Below are 17,734 nucleotides of genomic sequence, written 5' to 3' on the forward strand. Positions count from 1 at the left end.
GTTTCTCTCTAGTGAATAGTTGAGAATTCTCGTCTATTGACCAATACTTCTGCTGCATTCTTTTCATCTCGATTGAATGTTATTTAGAGTTGTATTCAGGAGTATTAGAGCATGAGCATCATTGAGATTTTCACTAAACGCTACAGCGAAAAAACTTATACTCATACAAGTATGGTGAGCCACAAGGGCAAAGTTGTTGCCTTTGCTATCAATAGTGAGCGTAAAATTGATTATGCTGTCCTAAATTTTGATCGAGATAATTCCGAACAATCAGAAAATTCAAGCGAACTCGATGTTAATTACTGGCCTAACAGCCCTAGTGAATTGGAGTTTCCGGAAGAAATTGAGGAAGTTGGAGTTGCGGTTGCCGCTCCTAAGAAGATGTCTGAAGATGAAAACGGTACTGAAGTTACTGATAAAGATGACACAGATCGATTCTGTTCTACAACGGCTCGATTGACGGCAAATCAACCTTTTCAAGTTTTATCTGATAATCGATATATTTATTTATTTCGCCAGTCCATTGCTGCCGATGACGACTATATCGTACAAGTCAATGAAGTCCCAATTGTAAATAATAGCCTTCTCTGCGATCGCTTTATCCTGATTGAGGACACCTTAGTTCGTAAACAGGAAGTACGTTACCAGCGCAGCCGCAATAAAACTCGTCCTCAAAGTACCAAAGACACCTTGGCTGCCAATGACATGGAAGGGAACCCTTTCTACGAACCCACTCAAGAATTAGCATTTGTCAACAACTTAGAGCAGGGAAAATTTACAGTTTTATTGCTACCTACGGTCAGTGCCGATGTGCAGCGTTGGCAGATTTTTGCTCATAATAGTTTGACTGGTTTCATTGATTCATTTAACCTTGAGCGCTCGTCGGACGGTTTATTTAACACACAAGGAACGCAATTTTATACTAGTCCCGATCCAGAGTATCAAAATACAGTATTTGAGCGATCGCCAGGAACCGACCCATTTACAGGTGAGGATTTAATTCCGATTAAGACTCAATCTCTATATGCAGAGTCAGGCTTAGCTTTTGATGGAGTAGCCGACGAGCGGGTTTATGTCAATTTACCAGATAAATCATTGATCGATCCGATTCAAGGCACTATCGAGCTATGGTTTAAGCCCTCTACAGTATCTGGTCGTCATCATGTATTTTATGCTGGGCAAGCATCAGGTAATGGTTTCGGAAGCGAACATGAATTTCACATCAACTCAAGAGGTAAACAAATTCAATTTTTCTACGGCACAAGGGTTGATGGACAACAACAAACAGTTTGGGATATTCAGAGTGGTGATGATGCCAATGCCATCCACATCCAGGTCAATACATGGAACCATGTAGCAGCAACTTGGAATGAAGACACTCAAAAGTGCGGGTTATATTTAAATGGAGAATTAGTAGCTGAATCCCAATATACTGAACCCATCGATTCATCTTTATGGAGCAACGATCTATATATAGGGAGACACCAGAGTGATAGTTACCCAGAACGCGCCTTTTTCGGCTGGATTGATGAAGTTCGTATTTGGAATATTGCCCGAGATAAAAACAGTATTGCGGATAATCGATTCTATCGTCTCAATGGTTATGAACCTGGTCTATCTGGGTATTGGCGATTTGATGAAGGAACAGGGGCTATTGTTCATGACCAAACAAATAATGCCAATCATGGTTCTATTCATGGAGCAACTTGGATCGTATCTGACGCTCCTATTGGCGATCGGCCAGGTATCAGTCGCAACAGCTTTAGGTTTAGCGGTCGGCAGGTTTTCTCGGATATAACAGCGAAACTGTATTACCAACAAGGGAATATTGCTTCTGGCTATGACCAGACAAACAAGCCTATTAAGCAAAATGCCAGGGTGATGCTGGCAGTTGCTTCGATAGAGGAGCCTGGTGCTGAGGATGATAAACCTTACATTGCGACCCTAGATATTTCGGTTTCTCGTGAAGGTAAGTTGGCTCAACTTCCAGAGATTTTACCGATAGGAAAAATATTGTCTAATAATGATAACAATATAAACCTTGATAGGCTAAGCGAATTATATGAGCAAAGAGCTGAAATTCAAGAAGAGATAAATTTTCCAACATTGGAAAATACAGAGAATTATCTGCTAAGCTCATCTTCTGATGATCGTTCCGGTTTTGGAAGTTCTATATCATTAAGTGGAAATTGGTGTATCGTTGGTGCTCCTTTTGATGGAAGTGATGGGGCAGCATATCTGTTTTATTTAGAGAATGAGCAATGGACATATACAGATAAGAGACTCCAGGCAGAAAGTGATATAAATGCACGCCAGTCAAATAGTGAATTTGGTCATTGTGTTGCCATTGATGAAGAATGGGCTGTTGTTGGTGCTCCTGATCTCAGCAGTGACTTTGGAGACTATGGAGGAGTATACATATATCAATACCTTAGCCAAAACACGACTCAAGTTAATGAAATTAGAGGTGATGGAGGGAAATTTGGAAATGCTGTTGACATCAGTGGAGATTGGATAATTGTTGGTGCTCCTGAATCTAGAGGAGATTCTAGAGGGAAAGCTTATCTATATCAAAAAACAGGTACTCGCTGGAGTCAATTTCGTTCAGAAATTTACGGTCAAACAACTAAACAATCTCATGAAGGAGATGATCAGTTCGGTTGTTCAGTTTCCATTAATGGGGATTGGATGGTTATTGGTGCGAAGAGGGAGGAACTGACATCAGATGAGTTCGGCTATGTTGATAATGTAGGAGCAGCGTATTTATATCATTATGCAGATAATGAATGGAATCTATTTAGAAAGTTTCGTCCGACTCCAATAGACGAACAACTAAGCAGTTATTTTGGAAGTTTTGTCGCCCTTAGCTCTGATTGGTTAATTATTGGTACTAATAACGAATGCTATTCTTACCTCTACTCAGATGGTGAATGGTTAGAAAAGGATAGATTGCATCCAGATGATTTTAATTTAGAATCTATTACGATTCACAATAACAGGGTTCTGATTGGAGGTCTCCAGAGAAATTGTAAAGCTATTCACTTGTTCCAATTTGATGGTAGTGTTTGGAGGAAAAACAGTGAGTTTTTCTCTCCCAAAAATCTAGCCTCAGGAACTTCAGGAGTTGTAAGAAGAAATTATTTTGGTGCTTCGCTTGCGTTGTCAGATAACGGAGCAATTATTGGATCTCCCACAGAAAATAAATGCTACCTATCTGATTTCAGAATTTCTGATCTGAATACTCAGCTAGAAAATATCAATAGCAACATTCAAGAAATTGAGGGGGTTATTGAGCTAGGAACAATTTCTCTCAAGCTGTTGTATGTAGATTCAATGGGTTTGACTGTATCTGGGGGGCTTTTAGGATTTGCATACAGTGAACATGCGCCTTATTTATTTGAAAGTGCAAATGGAAAATTAGGGCTTTATTTTCGAGGTAATGAAGATCAATTTTTTGCAGCCTATTTTAATCTCCTGAATATTAAATCGCAATTCGAGCTAGGATTAGCTAATTCCAGTGAGAGACTACTGCTGGAGAGCCGTGCAGCAGAAAGCGATGTCAATGGTGATACGACCATTGAGGTTAGCTCTGGCAACTACGATAAAACCTGCCATGTCACTATTACAAACCCCAGTACAGCTATTACAGAACTTTGGCAAGATGTCCCTCGAGCTGGAAACCGCTTTGCCGCAGTACTCAACGGTCAAGCTGGTGATCTGGTATATATCGGTTCCCTGAGCGAAACTCTATCTGGAAGGGTTGATTCATTACCCATTCAAGGAAAGCCGGCTAGAGTTTTAACTGCCGGAGATAAGTTACAGATTGGTAACAATATTGTCACGGTCAGCAGTGATGTAACAGCTTCTAGCCAGACAACAGCGATCGCAATTGAAACGGTCGATACTGAAACCTTATCAGAAAAAGAAAAAGATACGGCAGTTTATTATGTACCTTATGCCTACAACCGCCTAGCCATAGTGGAAAAGAATGGGGAATCTGATGCCTCGTACACACTACGGTATGGCTCACTCCACTTCCATGCTGCTGCTGGCAATGCAACATCATGGGTTCAAGATGGCGAAGCAAGTCGTACTCGTACTGCCCTCCCTTGCCAGTGGGTTGCTGACGCACCAGGTCAAGCACTCTCCTTTGATGGTCATCAGAACTTCATCGGCGCTAGCCTCAGTCAGGTAGAAGCATTTACAACAGAAGGAGATCTCACGTTGGAGGCTTGGATATTACCCAAAAACGTTTACAGCATGACCCGAGTTCTGCATAAAACAAGCTCTGCCAACAAATATACATCCAAATATACGTTAGGTTTGCAAAAAGCAAATCATCAAAGTGCCTTGTATTTTGATGGTACTAATGATTACATCTCCCTTGGTTCAGCACAAGAATTGGGCTTAACCAATCAGAGCTTCACTGTTGAAGCGTGGGTTAAAGGCGACGACTTTCAACAGACCTGGCAACCAATTTTAGGGATGGATATCCCCTCTGGTGAAGAAAAGAACAAGGTCTTGCAATTGATAGTGCTGACAAATGGAAAAGTCCGCATGGGCTTCTTTGATAATGATACGGAGACTAAGAGAACACTAAATAAGAAGAATCGTTGGTATCATCTAGCCTGGCGTTATGACATTGATTCCATGACCCAAACCATATTCATTGATGGCCAAGAAGAGGAATCTACTTTATATTTAGTCGTGGATGGTGAAAGAGTTGCAGTTACTTCTAATTCTACCTCTGAGCCATTTATTGGCACTGGAACCGTCTACATTGGGAAGTACTGGGCTGGTACATTCAAAGGAGCGATCGATGAGGTACGCATTTGGAATTATCCTCGTACCCAAGAACAAATCAATGCCGATCGCAATCATCGGTTAAAAGGTGATGAAGAAGGTTTAACAGCTTACTGGCAATTCCTGAATGGAGAAGCGCTCGATCGCAGTGGTCACGGACATAATGGAGCCATTAACGGTAGCCCGTCTCAGGTTACATCGCCTCAGATCGACTATGCCGTATTTACTGGGGTCGGCAATCAGTTTGCGCGATCGACTGATGCCTTCTTGACGAATCAGTGGGCACACCTGAGCGTTCTTTATTCCCAATCCTATGGCCTGCAATTCCCTGGTGAAACAGATACTTATCTCCAAACTGGGGAGAGTAGTAGCCTTGACCTTAACGGTGAGCTGACTATTGAGATTTTCTTTGAAGTGGAGAATCTTTCGACAGAGCGAGGATTACTGTCAAAAGGTGTCTTAGAAGACAGTGATGATCGGTATGTTCCTTATGCTTTGTATATCAATAAAGAAGGTCAGATTGTCTTTGCCTTTGAAGATCGAGATGGTGAACTGCATGAACATAAGTTTGACGATCTGACTATTCAAGAATCGTCTTTCTTCCGCTTGGCTCTGGTACGACAGAGCCAAACCATTTCCTTAACCCGACAACGTAATGAGGATGGAAACTATACGGATCAGTATGAACGGCTTGATAATGGTGACGTTGTTACAATCAAGGGTACAGCTCAGCGATCGCTGCAAATCAAGCAATACACTATCTCTTGTTATCTCAAAGAAGATACTGATGAATATCTTGAGAGTAGCAACCCTAAAACCTTCAATGACTTTGCAGATGAACTAGAGTTTAGCAATCTCATTGAGACTGGGAGCAGCGACGAGGTGCTAGAGATTGGGCGAGTTTCTAAAGGCGATCAGATCATTCCTTTCCAAGGCGTTATTAGTGAAGTCCGTCTCTGGAATCAAGCTCTCGATCTTAATCAAATCAAGCGGTTTAAAGATATTCCAGATATTCAGTCGGGTTTGGTTGCCCATTGGCAACTGAATAAGAATGAAGGAGATATCGCCTATGAGGCTCGAGCAACATCTGAAGATGCTGACACCCATGCTCACTTCTATGGATCTTCAATCAACTGGGTCAATAATCCCGATCCTAATGTGGCTAGCTTGACACTCTATGTCAATGGCAACAAAGTATCAACTGAAAGTATGACATCATCTCCGGTATGGGGAATAGACCAATTCACGCTGGGAGGTCGTCAGGATGATTCGGTTGTGCAGGAAGCTTTCCAAGGCGTTTTGGAAGAAGTCCGAATTTGGAAAGTCAAGCGCACAGAGGAGCAGATTTTAGACAACCTCTTTACGCGTCTCAGGGGCGAAAAAGGTAAGCTGATCGCCTACTACCGCTTCGATCATTTAGATGATGAAGCTTCTGAGCTGGTTGATGATGGATTGCAGAGCTTGAATTTGCCTTTAGGGACAGGAGAACAGAAACCCAGTACTATTTTGTCGGATGCACCAATTAGTGAAGATATTGCTCTAGTCCGCTCTGCTCTTGCCGGCATTAAAACCTCTTTCCACGGCACGATTTCTAGTACTCCAGCGGTGCAGGAATATGGCGACACTCAAACTGACGAAACAAGTCAACTCTCGGGTGTGATGAAGCGATGCTATTCTTTCACTAAAGATGGACAGTGGAATCTGGTAACAGGCTACAAAATTGGTAACTTGAAGCTGGAATGGGTAGGACAAATCCAATACGATCCGCAAATCATTGGCTACGTAGAAGGAGCACCCCCTATACCTAGCGAGAACCTGACAGCAGGACCGATCGATCCAGCGATTTATGATTATGTTGGGGCTAGCGAGTTAGAAGTGGCAGAGGCAGAGAGTGTTGAATATAGTTTCTCCACATCCAGCGAAAGCAGTTTTGATAGTGGCTTTGAACTGGCTTTCCAGAATGCAGTTGAGACAGAGCTTCAGATCGTAACAGCGCCTCTTGGGATTGGAATTGCCAGCAATATGACTGGAGCAAAGTTTTATCTGGGAGGTGGAACGAAGACCAGCCTAAACACTCAAGGAACATGGGGATCGGAAGAATCGGTTAGCTATGGGACTCAGGTCACAAAAAGCTTAACCGTGACATTAGGTGGAAATTGGGAAGATCCAACCCAAAAACTTAACAATTCTATGACCCGGCGCTTTCAACCTGCCAATGTGGGGTTTGCTGTCGTCGAGTCTGACACTGCCGATGTATTTGCTTTGCGGTTAGAGCACAACAATGCATTGGTTTCGTTCCAAATGCACCCTAACCCAGATATTCCAAAAGATCGAAATTTAATTCCATTCCCAATTAACCCACGCTACACCAAGCAAGGGACGCTGGATGGTGTAGTTGGCTATGATGGCAAAGGTAAAGTCAGCGATTCTGATTATCAGAATACGCAGAGTTATGGTGAATATAGCTATTTCAAGCCAACCGAAGCCTATAAGCTCAAGCAACAAATCCAGCGGGAGGAAGAAGCGCTCCGAAATTACTACAAAAATTTTGATACTAGTTTCTTAGATAGTGGTTTAGGTGCAATTATTGGAGGATCAAGTTTAGGTACAGCTAGTCTTCTTGCAAATATCGCAACGTACAATCTAGCTGGTGGTGCAGCTTCATTTCCTTTAGTGGCCTTTGGAGCTAGTGTAGGAACAACAATCGGCAATCTTATTCAAGGAAGTGTTGAAAGTCGAGATCTATCAAATCAATTTTCAAAGCGCAATTTGGTCAACACCTACTTTTGGACAGCCGATGGTGGTTTCTTTGAAGAATCCACACAAGTAACTTCTGTGCGTCAAGAAACTAAGAGTGGCTCCTTTAATTGGACATTCTCAGTTGACACCTCTTTTCGTGCTTGGGCTGAAGCTGGGGGAATTACAGTTAGCGACATCGAACTCAATGGCATGATGGGAGGAGGCATGAGCCTGACTAAGAGCAAAAGTCAAGAATCTTCCAACTCCTTTAGTATTGAGATGATGGTCGATCCTCCTGGTGATTTACAGGCATACAATGAAGTAGGCTTGACTCGCCAATACGATGTTGATGGAAATGCCGTTATTGTGCCAGGTAAAGTTGATGCTTACCGCTTTATGACTTTCTATCTCTCCGCAGATGAAGATAATGGTCAAGACCTGTTTAATAAAGTCATTGACCCAATTTGGCTAGCCCAAAGCGATCATGCCAATGCAATTGCCATGCGACAAGCACAAGGAGCCAATAATACACCTCCTTGTTGGCGCGTATTCCATCGAGTTACTTTCGTAAGTCGAATTTTGCCAGAGTTGGCCGATCCGACAGCCCCGCCACAGAATTTGGCGCAAGCTTTATCCCAGGCGGAAATTCAGAGTAACTGGCTATTACTACAAAGGCTCAGGCCCTTTGTTCAAAACAAAACCGATCATTGGCCAGATTTTCGGGATGCAGTGTATTTAACAATAGATACCTATATGCCTGAATTGTCAGAATTTAAACGTGAAATTGTCACTCTAGCCGCAAATTACTTCGGAGTTCTAGAATTAATTGATTAACCTTTAACAGCAAACACTTAGTTGAGGCTGAGCGATCGCTATAAGAGAAAAGCGATCGCTTTATTATTAATTTGCTTGATTATGGCAAGTATGATTGTGGTTTAATTTTCAGTTTTTAATTGTTTATTGCTTGGGGATGATTTGGGATTTAGGCTTTGAAAATAAGCTGTGCCGATAATTGCTAAAAATGAAATATAGGCCAAAATTTGTCCTAAATAGAGAGTCTGACGATAACCAAAAAGAGCTTTTAAAATTATCCCTGGAAATTGTTTTTCGGGTAATAGATTTGAGCCGTCCCATACTTGTGTCCCCAAGATGCAGGATGAGCCATCCGAAATACACCAATTATTAAGTGATAATTGCGAGAATAAAGCTAGAGCAGCATCAAAATGTTTGAGTGCACCCATAACTAAACCGCCAACAATCAATAAAAGTAAAATTCCCATCACTTGAAAAAACAAGCGGATATTAATTTTCACTCCCAAAGAGAATAATGCTACCCCCATCAAGGCTGCCAGAGCTAAGCCCGTAACTGCACCTACCGCAGGCAGAGTCCATTCTTGCTGAAATTTTGCCAAGATGAATAAAACAGTTTCAAAGCCTTCTCGTAAGACAGCAATAAAAATTAAGAGAAATACTGCTTTTTCGGCATTATTCTGATTTAACGCCGAATTAATCGCTCCTTCCACTTCTCCTTTGAGGGATTTTGCCTGTTTAGTCATCCAGAGCAACATCCAACTCAACATGGCGATCGCCACTACACCAAAAATCCCTTCTAAGAGTTGTTTGACTACTGGAGTGTAGATTCCTCCTCTACTCTCTACTCCTGTGAGAGTCCCCGCTAAGAGAAACCCGACGGCGACACTAGCAATAATGCCCCCCAAGACACCAAGGTATACCCAGCGATATAGTTGAGGCTGCTTAGCTTTTTGAAGACAGGCCATAACAATACCAACTACTAGGGTAGCTTCAAATCCTTCTCGTAAAGTAACAACAAACGTGGGTAGTATCGCCGATAAATCCATAATTAGGTTTGCTATTGAGCTAGAGTGAAGTTAAGTATAAATATTTATTTTAGTAGAAGCTATGTGATTAAATTATTTTGCTAATTCATGCTGAACATAAATGCCTGAAAATCCTGATCGAGTCCTTTAAGCCTGAAACTTTGAGCCTGACCCAAATTCAGATTACCCAGACAATTAGCTACTGCCGACGAAATTAAAATACTATTGGGTTCGGCAACACTTTGCAAACGAGCAGCAATATTAACCACTTTGCCTACGGCAGTATAATCCTTCCTTTGCCCTCCACCAAACATTCCCACCACAGCTTTTCCTTGATGGATTCCGCAACGCATTTTTAAAGTAGGAATATTACTGTTCATTTTGAGGGCTTTGGCTTGCCATCGTTCGTTTAATTTTTCTAGATAATAGTGCATGGTTGTCGCAGTAGCGATCGCTCTCTGGGCTTGTTCTGGACAAGATAAATCTTCTGGTGCGCCAAACATAGCCATTACTCCATCGCCAATAAACTTATCTACTGTACCGCCACGATCAAAGACTGCTTTACTCATTGCTTCGAGATATTCATTGAGTATTTCAGCCAACAAAACCACATCTAACTGACTGGATAAATTAGTAAAACCAACCAAATCGCAAAATAAGAGGGTCACTCGACGAGGTTCAGGAGTTAAATCTAGAGATAATTTGCCTGTTGCTGCTTTATTGACAATTGCTGCTGGTAAAAATCGTTTTAAAACCGATTCTGTCAGATAAGTATTTAGTTGCCTAACTTTTTCTTCTTTGAGCTCTAGTAATTCGGTCTGTTGTTTGGTAGTTTCATATAATTTTGCCTGTTGTACGGCGATCGCTGCTTGAGAAGCAACTGTTTCGGCCAAATCAATTTCTGACTGACTCCAACTGCGGGAGCTACTTGATTGTCTGAGGGTAATGCTACCAATAATTTCATCTTCGACAATCAAAGGCACTATTAGTAAGGCTCTAGCCTTAAAGTGCCAAGGAAGTTCATAGCGAGCCATTTTTTGTTGCTGTTCTAATTCTGTAGAGCAAACAGGTTTTTTGGTAAATATGAGAGCCTGTAAAATAGGGTTTTTGGCAATCGGGACAGTCGAAGTTGTAGCCTGCTGCCAATCAGGAGAATCTTGAATAATTTTTTGCGGTTCATGGGGATTATACAAACCGACACACTTAACAAATTGATCGTTTTTCGTCCACAGAGAAAGACTGCAGCCATCTACTTTAAGAGCTTCTCCCAGTTCTTTGGTGATTGCCGCAAACATTACTGGTGGTTCTAAACTGGAACGAATAGTGGCAGTAATACGATTAACAGTAGTTTCTTTTTGGGCTAATTCCTTAATCTGTTGGTGGGTTAAAACCTGAGAAATAGTGACCGCAGCTTGAGAAGCTACCGCTTCGGCTAAATCAATGTCTGATTCACTCCAACTACGTATAGATTCAGATTGCCTGAGGGTAATGCTGCCAATAACTTCAGCTTCGACCATTAGAGGAACAATTAGTAAGGCTCTAGCTTTTGCATGCCAGGGAAGCTCATAACGAGCCAGTTTTTTTTGACTTTCCAAGTCGGCAATACAGACTGGCTTTTTAGTATATAAAAGTGCTTGTAAAAGTGGATTTTCGGCAATGGGGATAGCAGAGAATATATCGCTCGAATTTATCTCGCTCGTCCTTGATGTCGGTGAATTGATAATTTGTTGCCAATCAAGGGAATCTTGAATAATTTTTTGTGGTTCTAAAGGATTGTATAAACCGACGCATTGAACAAAGCGATCGCTCTTGGTCCACAGGGATAGAGTACAACCATCAACTTTGAGAGCCTCTCCCAGTTCTTTGGTGATTGCCGCAAACATTACTGGCGGCTCCAAACTAGAACGAATGGTAGCTGTAATGCGATTAATCGTAGTTTCCTTGTGAGCTAATTCCTTGATTTTTTGGTGGGTTAAAACCTGAGAAATAGCGATCGCAGCTTGGGAGGCGACTGCTTCAGCTAAATCAATGTCTGCCTGGCTCCAATACCTTGGAGTATCAGATTGCCGGAGGGTAATGTTGCCAATAATTTCCCGATCCATAATTAAAGGAACAATTAAAAAAGCTCTAGCCTTAGCATTGCAGGGAAGCTCATAGTCAGCCAGATCTTTTTGCTTTTCCAAATCAGCAACATACACTGGCTTTTTCGTAGCTAAAAGTTCTTGTAAAATAGGATTTTCGGCAATAGGTACAATAGAACATTTTTCAGTTGCACCTACTGGACTTGCTTGAGATTTCCCAGAACTCAAGATTTGTAGGCAGTCATCAATATCTTGAGTAATTTGCGGCGGTTGATTAGAGTGATAGAAACTCGTACATTTGACAAAACGATCATTTTTAGTCCAGAGGGATAAACTACAGCCATCAACCTGGAGGACTTCTGCTAACTCTCTGGCGATCGTGGCAAACATAACAGGCGGTTCCAAACTAGAGTGGATCGTGGCAATTATGCGATTAATAGTCGTTTTTCTTTGTGCCAGCTCCTTCAATTTTTCCCCTAATAGCATTTGAGAAATGGTTAAAGTTGCCTGAGTTGCCATCATGTTGGCTGTTTCTATCTCTTGCTCTTGCCAACCACCCAACTTTCGGCAGCGATGTATAGTTAAAGAAGCAACTAAATGAGGTTGAGAAAATAACAAAAATGAAATGGTAGAACTAATATTGGCCTTGAGACAAGCCCAATTGCTGATAGATTGAGTCTTAGTTTCTAATTCTTCGTATTTATGAACAATCAAATTTTCATCAATCAATAATTCTGAGGGGGGTTTGACTGTCAACTTCAACAAACTTTGATTAACTTTAGGAAACTCTGTATTAGGTTGTTGATAAAAAAAGTATTGCTCATTATTTAACTGTAGTTTACTAAGATATAAGATAGCAATGTCTACGTGAGCCAATTGTCCTACAGTGGTAACAATAGTTTGACCTACTTTTTCCCAAGACAAATTAGTTAGTAGCTGATTATATTCATATTGAAGCATTAATTTAGGCTTTGGTTCGGAGTGAAAAGTAATTAATTTAAATCAGCACTAATAAAGAAGCTGAAAACTTATGAAAAAAGAAAATGATTTTCTAAGAGGTAAATTAATTTGACTGTCTAATAGTCAAAGGCATAATATGATTATTCCCAAACAAGTTGAGAAATAATTCATTCCGCAAGATAAGCAATTACAATAGCTAAAAAAATCAACTCTATTTCTTAATTGATGGTTTTCAAATCAGTTGATAGTAATGCCAACAACAATTTGCAATTGACTATTGATCCTGCTGACTTAGCAGATACCAGGGCAATCAGCTCAATCTTGGCGCAAAGTTTTTATAATTTACCCGAATTCGCTCATTGGGTTTATCCATTTATACAAGTTACTATTAACGAAGATTTACGCTATCGTTTACGTTCTCGTTCGCCACTTTACTGTTGCCTGGTAGCTAAATTAGCTAATCATAATCAAGAAGGGATAGCAAATGAATATAATTCTGATTCTAATCTTCAAATTGCTGGAACTGTAGAGATAGCTCTTCGCTCTGCTTCTTTTTGGTCTAATGAACGTCACTATCCTTATATTTCTAATTTAGCAGTTAACATCAACTATCGTCGTTTAGGTATTGGTAGTCAGCTTTTAGCTAAATGCGAACAAATAGCTGCCGACTGGGGATATCAGGAAACTAGACTTCACGTTTTAGACAGCAATCAATCTGCCAAACAGCTCTATCGTTATAATGGGTACCAAATATTACAAATAGAAGCTAGTTGGGGAAAATTTTGGTTAGATTATTCACCTCGCTTACTATTAAAAAAACAAATTTAACCGCCTAAAAATATTGGTGTTTATTTTAAGATTATGATGCTAATGTTAAAATGATCCGCTCAAAGAAATAGCTTGGACAGAGAACTCTGAGAGTGAACCAGCAAAACATAGACCATAATTTACAAATCAGTCAACTTCTATCAAAGTTAAAAGCAGGAAAATTATTGATAGTTAATCCTCGTCGCAAAAATGGTTTGGTAGTGTATAAAAAGTATCATGCTGAATTTGCTGGACCGGGTGCGATTGTTGGAGGTCAATTCGATCTTGATGTAATTAATATTATCGCTGTCGGCAATATGTCTTTGGTGTCTCCCAAAACCTCTCAAGATAGAAAGCAAGCCTATAAAATGCGACGACAGTGGGTTAGATTAACTAAACAAATTATTGATAATCCTGAACCAACCCAAAGAGCGCAAGTCATTTTAAATCAATTTGAACACTGGTTTGATCGCGATACAGTATCTAATTTACCTGACGAAGCTTTTGCCCTACTAGTAGGCGTATTACCTCAAACAATACGTAAGGTTAGAAATATCGAACTACTTTAAATAATATCATTAGAGTATTTTGTCAAGTTTTAATTGCTTCTGCAATATCACCTCGAAAATCATTAGATTTATTCAAGAATTTTTACTCTTGTGTATGATTATCGGCGAAAAATAAGTTATTCAGGTACAGTAATAAAAGTTTGATCGCAATCATCGCGGACTTTGATGAGCAATAACTTATATCAAGATATTCGAGAATTTTATGATGCTTCTAGTGGACTTTGGGAGCAAATTTGGGGTGAGCATATGCACCACGGTTACTATGGCAAGGGAGGTACCTATAAGCTAGATCGCCGTCAGGCACAAATAGAATTAATTGAAGAGTTGTTAGTTTGGGCTGGTTACGATCGCCATAATGTCCCGCAAAATATAATTGATGTTGGCTGTGGTATTGGCGGCAGTACTTTATATTTGGCTCAGAAATTTGGTAGCCAAGCTACAGGTATAACCTTGTCTCCTGTACAAGTATCGCGAGCTCAAGAAAGAGCGAGGGAAGCAGGTTTAGATGAGCGGGTGAGATTTGAAGTAGCTAATGCCTTAGAAATGCCTTTTGCCGATCATACTTTTGATCTAGTTTGGTCATTAGAAAGTGGCGAACATATGCCCGATAAGACTAAATTTTTGGCAGAATGTTATCGAGTGTTAAAGCCGGGTGGCAAGATGATTTTAGCTACTTGGTGTCACCGTGAGACAAATTCTTTGGCTGGTGAGTTAACTCCCGATGAAATTGCTCATCTTAAGGAAATTTATCGCGTTTACTGTTTGCCTTACGTTATAGCTTTATCTGAGTATAGGGCGATCGCCCAAGAATGTGGATTTAAAGACATAAGAGCTGATGATTGGTCAATGGCAGTCGCACCTTTCTGGGATGTCGTGATTGATTCAGCGATCGCACCTCAAGCAATTGTGGGTTTATTTCGAGCAGGTTGGCAAACTATTCAAGGAGCATTATCCCTAAACCTGATGAGCCGAGGTTATGCCAGAGGGTTGATTCGCTTCGGCTTGATTTGTGCTACCAAATAAATAGGCTTAACTGGATACGCCAGTAAATAACTTATCAAGATCGATCATGTTCATTTCTACACCAAGCAAAAAAAATTAAAACTACGGAACAATTAGTGATTAACTAATAACTTAATTTAAATTTATTGTCCAATAGGGGTTAGAGGTACGTCCCGATTTTGTTACATTTGCTGTTTTATTATCAGCTTATGTACTCAATTTCAATGAATTCTTGGAGGTTCAATAATGCGTTACCGCCTGCTCATCTCTACTATGCTGGGAATCTTACTACTAGGACAACCTGTTGCCTTGGCACAGAATATAACAGCAGATTCACAACAAAATTCAAGCAATATCTCAATAGCTCAAAATAGTGGTGATGATCGGGAACAACAGTCTAATATTTTTGAGTGGCAAGAACAGATCCATCAACTACAAGTCGCTACTTCTGAACTCTTAGAACCAGTTGTTGCTACTAATCCTATTAATAATCTTAAAAGTGATTTTCAATCTAAGCTTGCGGATTTATCATCTACAGTTAATCTAAATAACTTGCAAGAAGATATAACTTCTAACATCAGCACTAGTCTCGATAATGCTCAAGAATGGGGTAAAAATCTGACTACGAATACTTTAGATTTCCAAGAATGGGCGACAGGATTATCTTCTAACCTCAGCGATAATATCAAGAATCTTCAAGATTGGGGTCAAGGTTTAGTCGCCAACGTCGGTGATAATTTGTTTTCTTTATCGGAAGAATTGAACGAGCTTGAGGGTGAAGTTGAGATAAGCACCACTCCCCAAGAGATGACTGAAATTCAAAAAGCCGAGCAGATGGCAGCCGCTCTATCAGAAGAACTGGCTTTAATTCAACAAGATGTAGATCTCGAAGCAACTCCTCAGGAATTGGCTGAAATTCAGAAAGCTGAACAAATGGCGGCTATCTTATCGACAGAACTAACTCAAATTCAACAGGATGTAGAGGTAGAGGCGACTCCTCAAGAACTAGCTGGAATTCAAAAAGCGGAAAAAATGACAGCTAACCTATCCGAGGAACTGAATGAAATGCAGAAGGCTGCGGAAACAACAGCTAGCCTATCCGAGGAACTGAAAGAGCTGGAAGAGGTTGAAGAAGTAGTCGAAGCAGAATCTATCGAATTTACAGAAGAGGTGGCAGATGCAGTTGCAGTTGTGGAAACTGAGATTGAAGAAGTAATTAAAGCTGAAGCTATCGAAGTCACCGAAGAAGTAGCTGAAACATTAGCGATTGCGAAGCCTGGAAGGAGTCCAATCGCCGAAACTGAACCTCAAGAAATTGAAGAAGTAACTGAAACAGAATCTGTCGCAGTTACCGAAGAAGCTACAGATACGGTAGAGATCGCCGAAACTGAACCGCAAGTAATTGATGTAGCAACTGAAGCAGAATCCGTTGAAGAAACCGAAAAAGTATTTAATACTGTTGCAGTCGTAGAAACTGAGCCTCAAACTATTTCATCTGAAGAACTGGCTACATCCGAACCAATTGCCGAAATGAGCGAAAATTCTCTAGATAGCAGCTTGCAATCATAATCTTGTTGACCTTCAAGTGAGGAAAAGATTTGAAACTACATATGTCAGTATAAATTCTAATTTACTAATACCTTGAGCATATTTAGGCAGAATTTAAGTATTTTCAATCAAATGTTCCGACAATTAGCCATTAACAAAGTTAACAGGGTTTTGGTCGTATCGGTGTCTAATCGGGATAGGTTCAGGTTGGCGATCGCCAGCTAAGGTTGCTGTTTTTTCTAATGATTCTCGTAATCGTTTAGCAGCATAAATAGACATATCCCTGGGGACACTGATTCTATCTCTTAAGTACCGCAGAGCGACATCTGAACCTGGTGGTGGAGTACATGTTTCCTCAGTCATCATATTAGTCAGAGCGCACCGCAGAGCTTCGTCAAATAATTGGTTATCTGCCGGATTGACTTTAATAATATTTTCGCGGTGTTTAATAACTCGTTGTAGAGCTTCAGTACGAGAATTTTCTGGTTCGGGATAGGTAACATCGGGTAGACTAAACCACGAACCACGGTCAACTTTTTCCTGGTTGAGTAAAGTCTGAGATTCTCCGTTAGAATAGCACCCTCCCATTTGCGGCGGTAAGTCATGAACATGGGTATGAAAGTCGCTTTGAGTACCCCGATAAGTAGCTCTACTTTCCATGGCATCAAACCAGGCAGACAAATGAGGATTTTCTTCTCGTAAAGAATAGCCTTTGTAATAGAAAAGGCTAGCATTCATCCTTTCTACATAAGGGGTAAAGATAACATCAGCAGTACTAAATTCTTCCAAGAAGTATGCTCCCGGAGTGCTATCTAGTGCTTGTTCTACCATTGCTACTGTTTCTATAAACTGTTGGCGATTACCTTTTTCTTGCCCAGGAAATATCGCTCGATAGCACAGCCAACTACACCAAGCTCTGAATAGCAATCTTTCAAGTTGTCGTAAAGGTAATACCTTGGGATCTTGCATCCCCAGATACAATGAACTATAAACTCCTTCCAGAGCAATCAAAATATCATCACTTTCGGTAATAATTTGCCCGTCCAACTCAATAGCAGGCAACATTCCCGAGGGAACTTTACGCTTATACCAACTTTCTTTTTTGCCATAGCAGAACATCGTCACCTTTCGAACACGGTAAGGAATCTGCTTCTCTTCTAGCCAGAGCCAAATCTTTTGACAATAAGGACACCAAGCATGGTTATCCCGAAATAAAGTTACTCTTATGTCTGCTTCTGTCTTCCCAAATAGACGCAGGGTAGCCTGAGAGTTGGTAGAACCATTGATGATATCTATCTCGAAATCAGTTAGATCTTCTAATTGTTGCCAAGTTAGAGGGTCAGTAGTCATGAAGGTATTTTGTTAAATCTCAAATTAAATTATTATC

General features: G+C 40.6%; 8 protein-coding genes. 5 read left to right on the forward strand and 3 right to left on the reverse strand.

From position 1 onward, the window contains the following. The first annotated feature begins 111 nt into the window (after positions 1-111). Positions 112-8,376: a LamG-like jellyroll fold domain-containing protein gene (locus PLEUR7319_RS0124585; protein WP_019507886.1), complete on the forward strand. Its 8,265-nt coding sequence runs from the start codon at positions 112-114 to the stop codon at positions 8,374-8,376. 101 nt (positions 8,377-8,477) lie between these two features. Here PLEUR7319_RS0124585 and PLEUR7319_RS0124590 read toward each other — a convergent pair whose 3' ends face one another. Further along, positions 8,478-9,401, reverse strand: coding sequence for an FTR1 family protein (locus PLEUR7319_RS0124590; RefSeq protein ID WP_019507887.1), 924 nt, complete (start codon positions 9,399-9,401; stop codon positions 8,478-8,480). 80 nt (positions 9,402-9,481) lie between these two features. Further along, on the reverse strand, positions 9,482-12,421 hold the full coding sequence (locus PLEUR7319_RS40235; RefSeq protein ID WP_019507888.1) for a GAF domain-containing protein: 2,940 nt from the start codon (positions 12,419-12,421) through the stop codon (positions 9,482-9,484). A gap of 225 nt (positions 12,422-12,646) precedes the next feature. On the opposite strand from PLEUR7319_RS40235, the gene PLEUR7319_RS0124600 reads away from it, so the two are divergent. The 4 genes from PLEUR7319_RS0124600 (at position 12,647) to PLEUR7319_RS0124615 (ending at position 16,368) form a co-directional block, all read left to right on the forward strand. Then, positions 12,647-13,249, forward strand: coding sequence for a GNAT family N-acetyltransferase (locus tag PLEUR7319_RS0124600; protein ID WP_019507889.1), 603 nt, complete (start codon positions 12,647-12,649; stop codon positions 13,247-13,249). Between the two features lie 92 nt (positions 13,250-13,341). Next, a complete protein-coding gene (locus PLEUR7319_RS0124605; protein ID WP_019507890.1) occupies positions 13,342-13,797 on the forward strand; it encodes a hypothetical protein in 456 nt (151 codons plus the stop codon). 165 nt (positions 13,798-13,962) lie between these two features. Then, complete coding sequence (locus PLEUR7319_RS0124610) at positions 13,963-14,820, forward strand: methyltransferase domain-containing protein (protein ID WP_019507891.1); 858 nt, start codon at positions 13,963-13,965, stop codon at positions 14,818-14,820. A gap of 225 nt (positions 14,821-15,045) precedes the next feature. Then, entirely contained in the window at positions 15,046-16,368 is a 1,323-nt protein-coding gene (locus PLEUR7319_RS0124615) for a hypothetical protein (RefSeq protein WP_019507892.1), read from the forward strand. Between the two features lie 123 nt (positions 16,369-16,491). Here the strand turns inward: PLEUR7319_RS0124615 and PLEUR7319_RS0124620 are convergent, their stop codons facing one another. Then, on the reverse strand, positions 16,492-17,697 hold the full coding sequence (locus PLEUR7319_RS0124620; RefSeq protein ID WP_019507893.1) for a glutathione S-transferase family protein: 1,206 nt from the start codon (positions 17,695-17,697) through the stop codon (positions 16,492-16,494). Between the last annotated feature and the right edge of the window lie 37 nt (positions 17,698-17,734).

Source organism: Pleurocapsa sp. PCC 7319, from assembly GCF_000332195.1.
Lineage (GTDB): Bacteria > Cyanobacteriota > Cyanobacteriia > Cyanobacteriales > Xenococcaceae > Waterburya.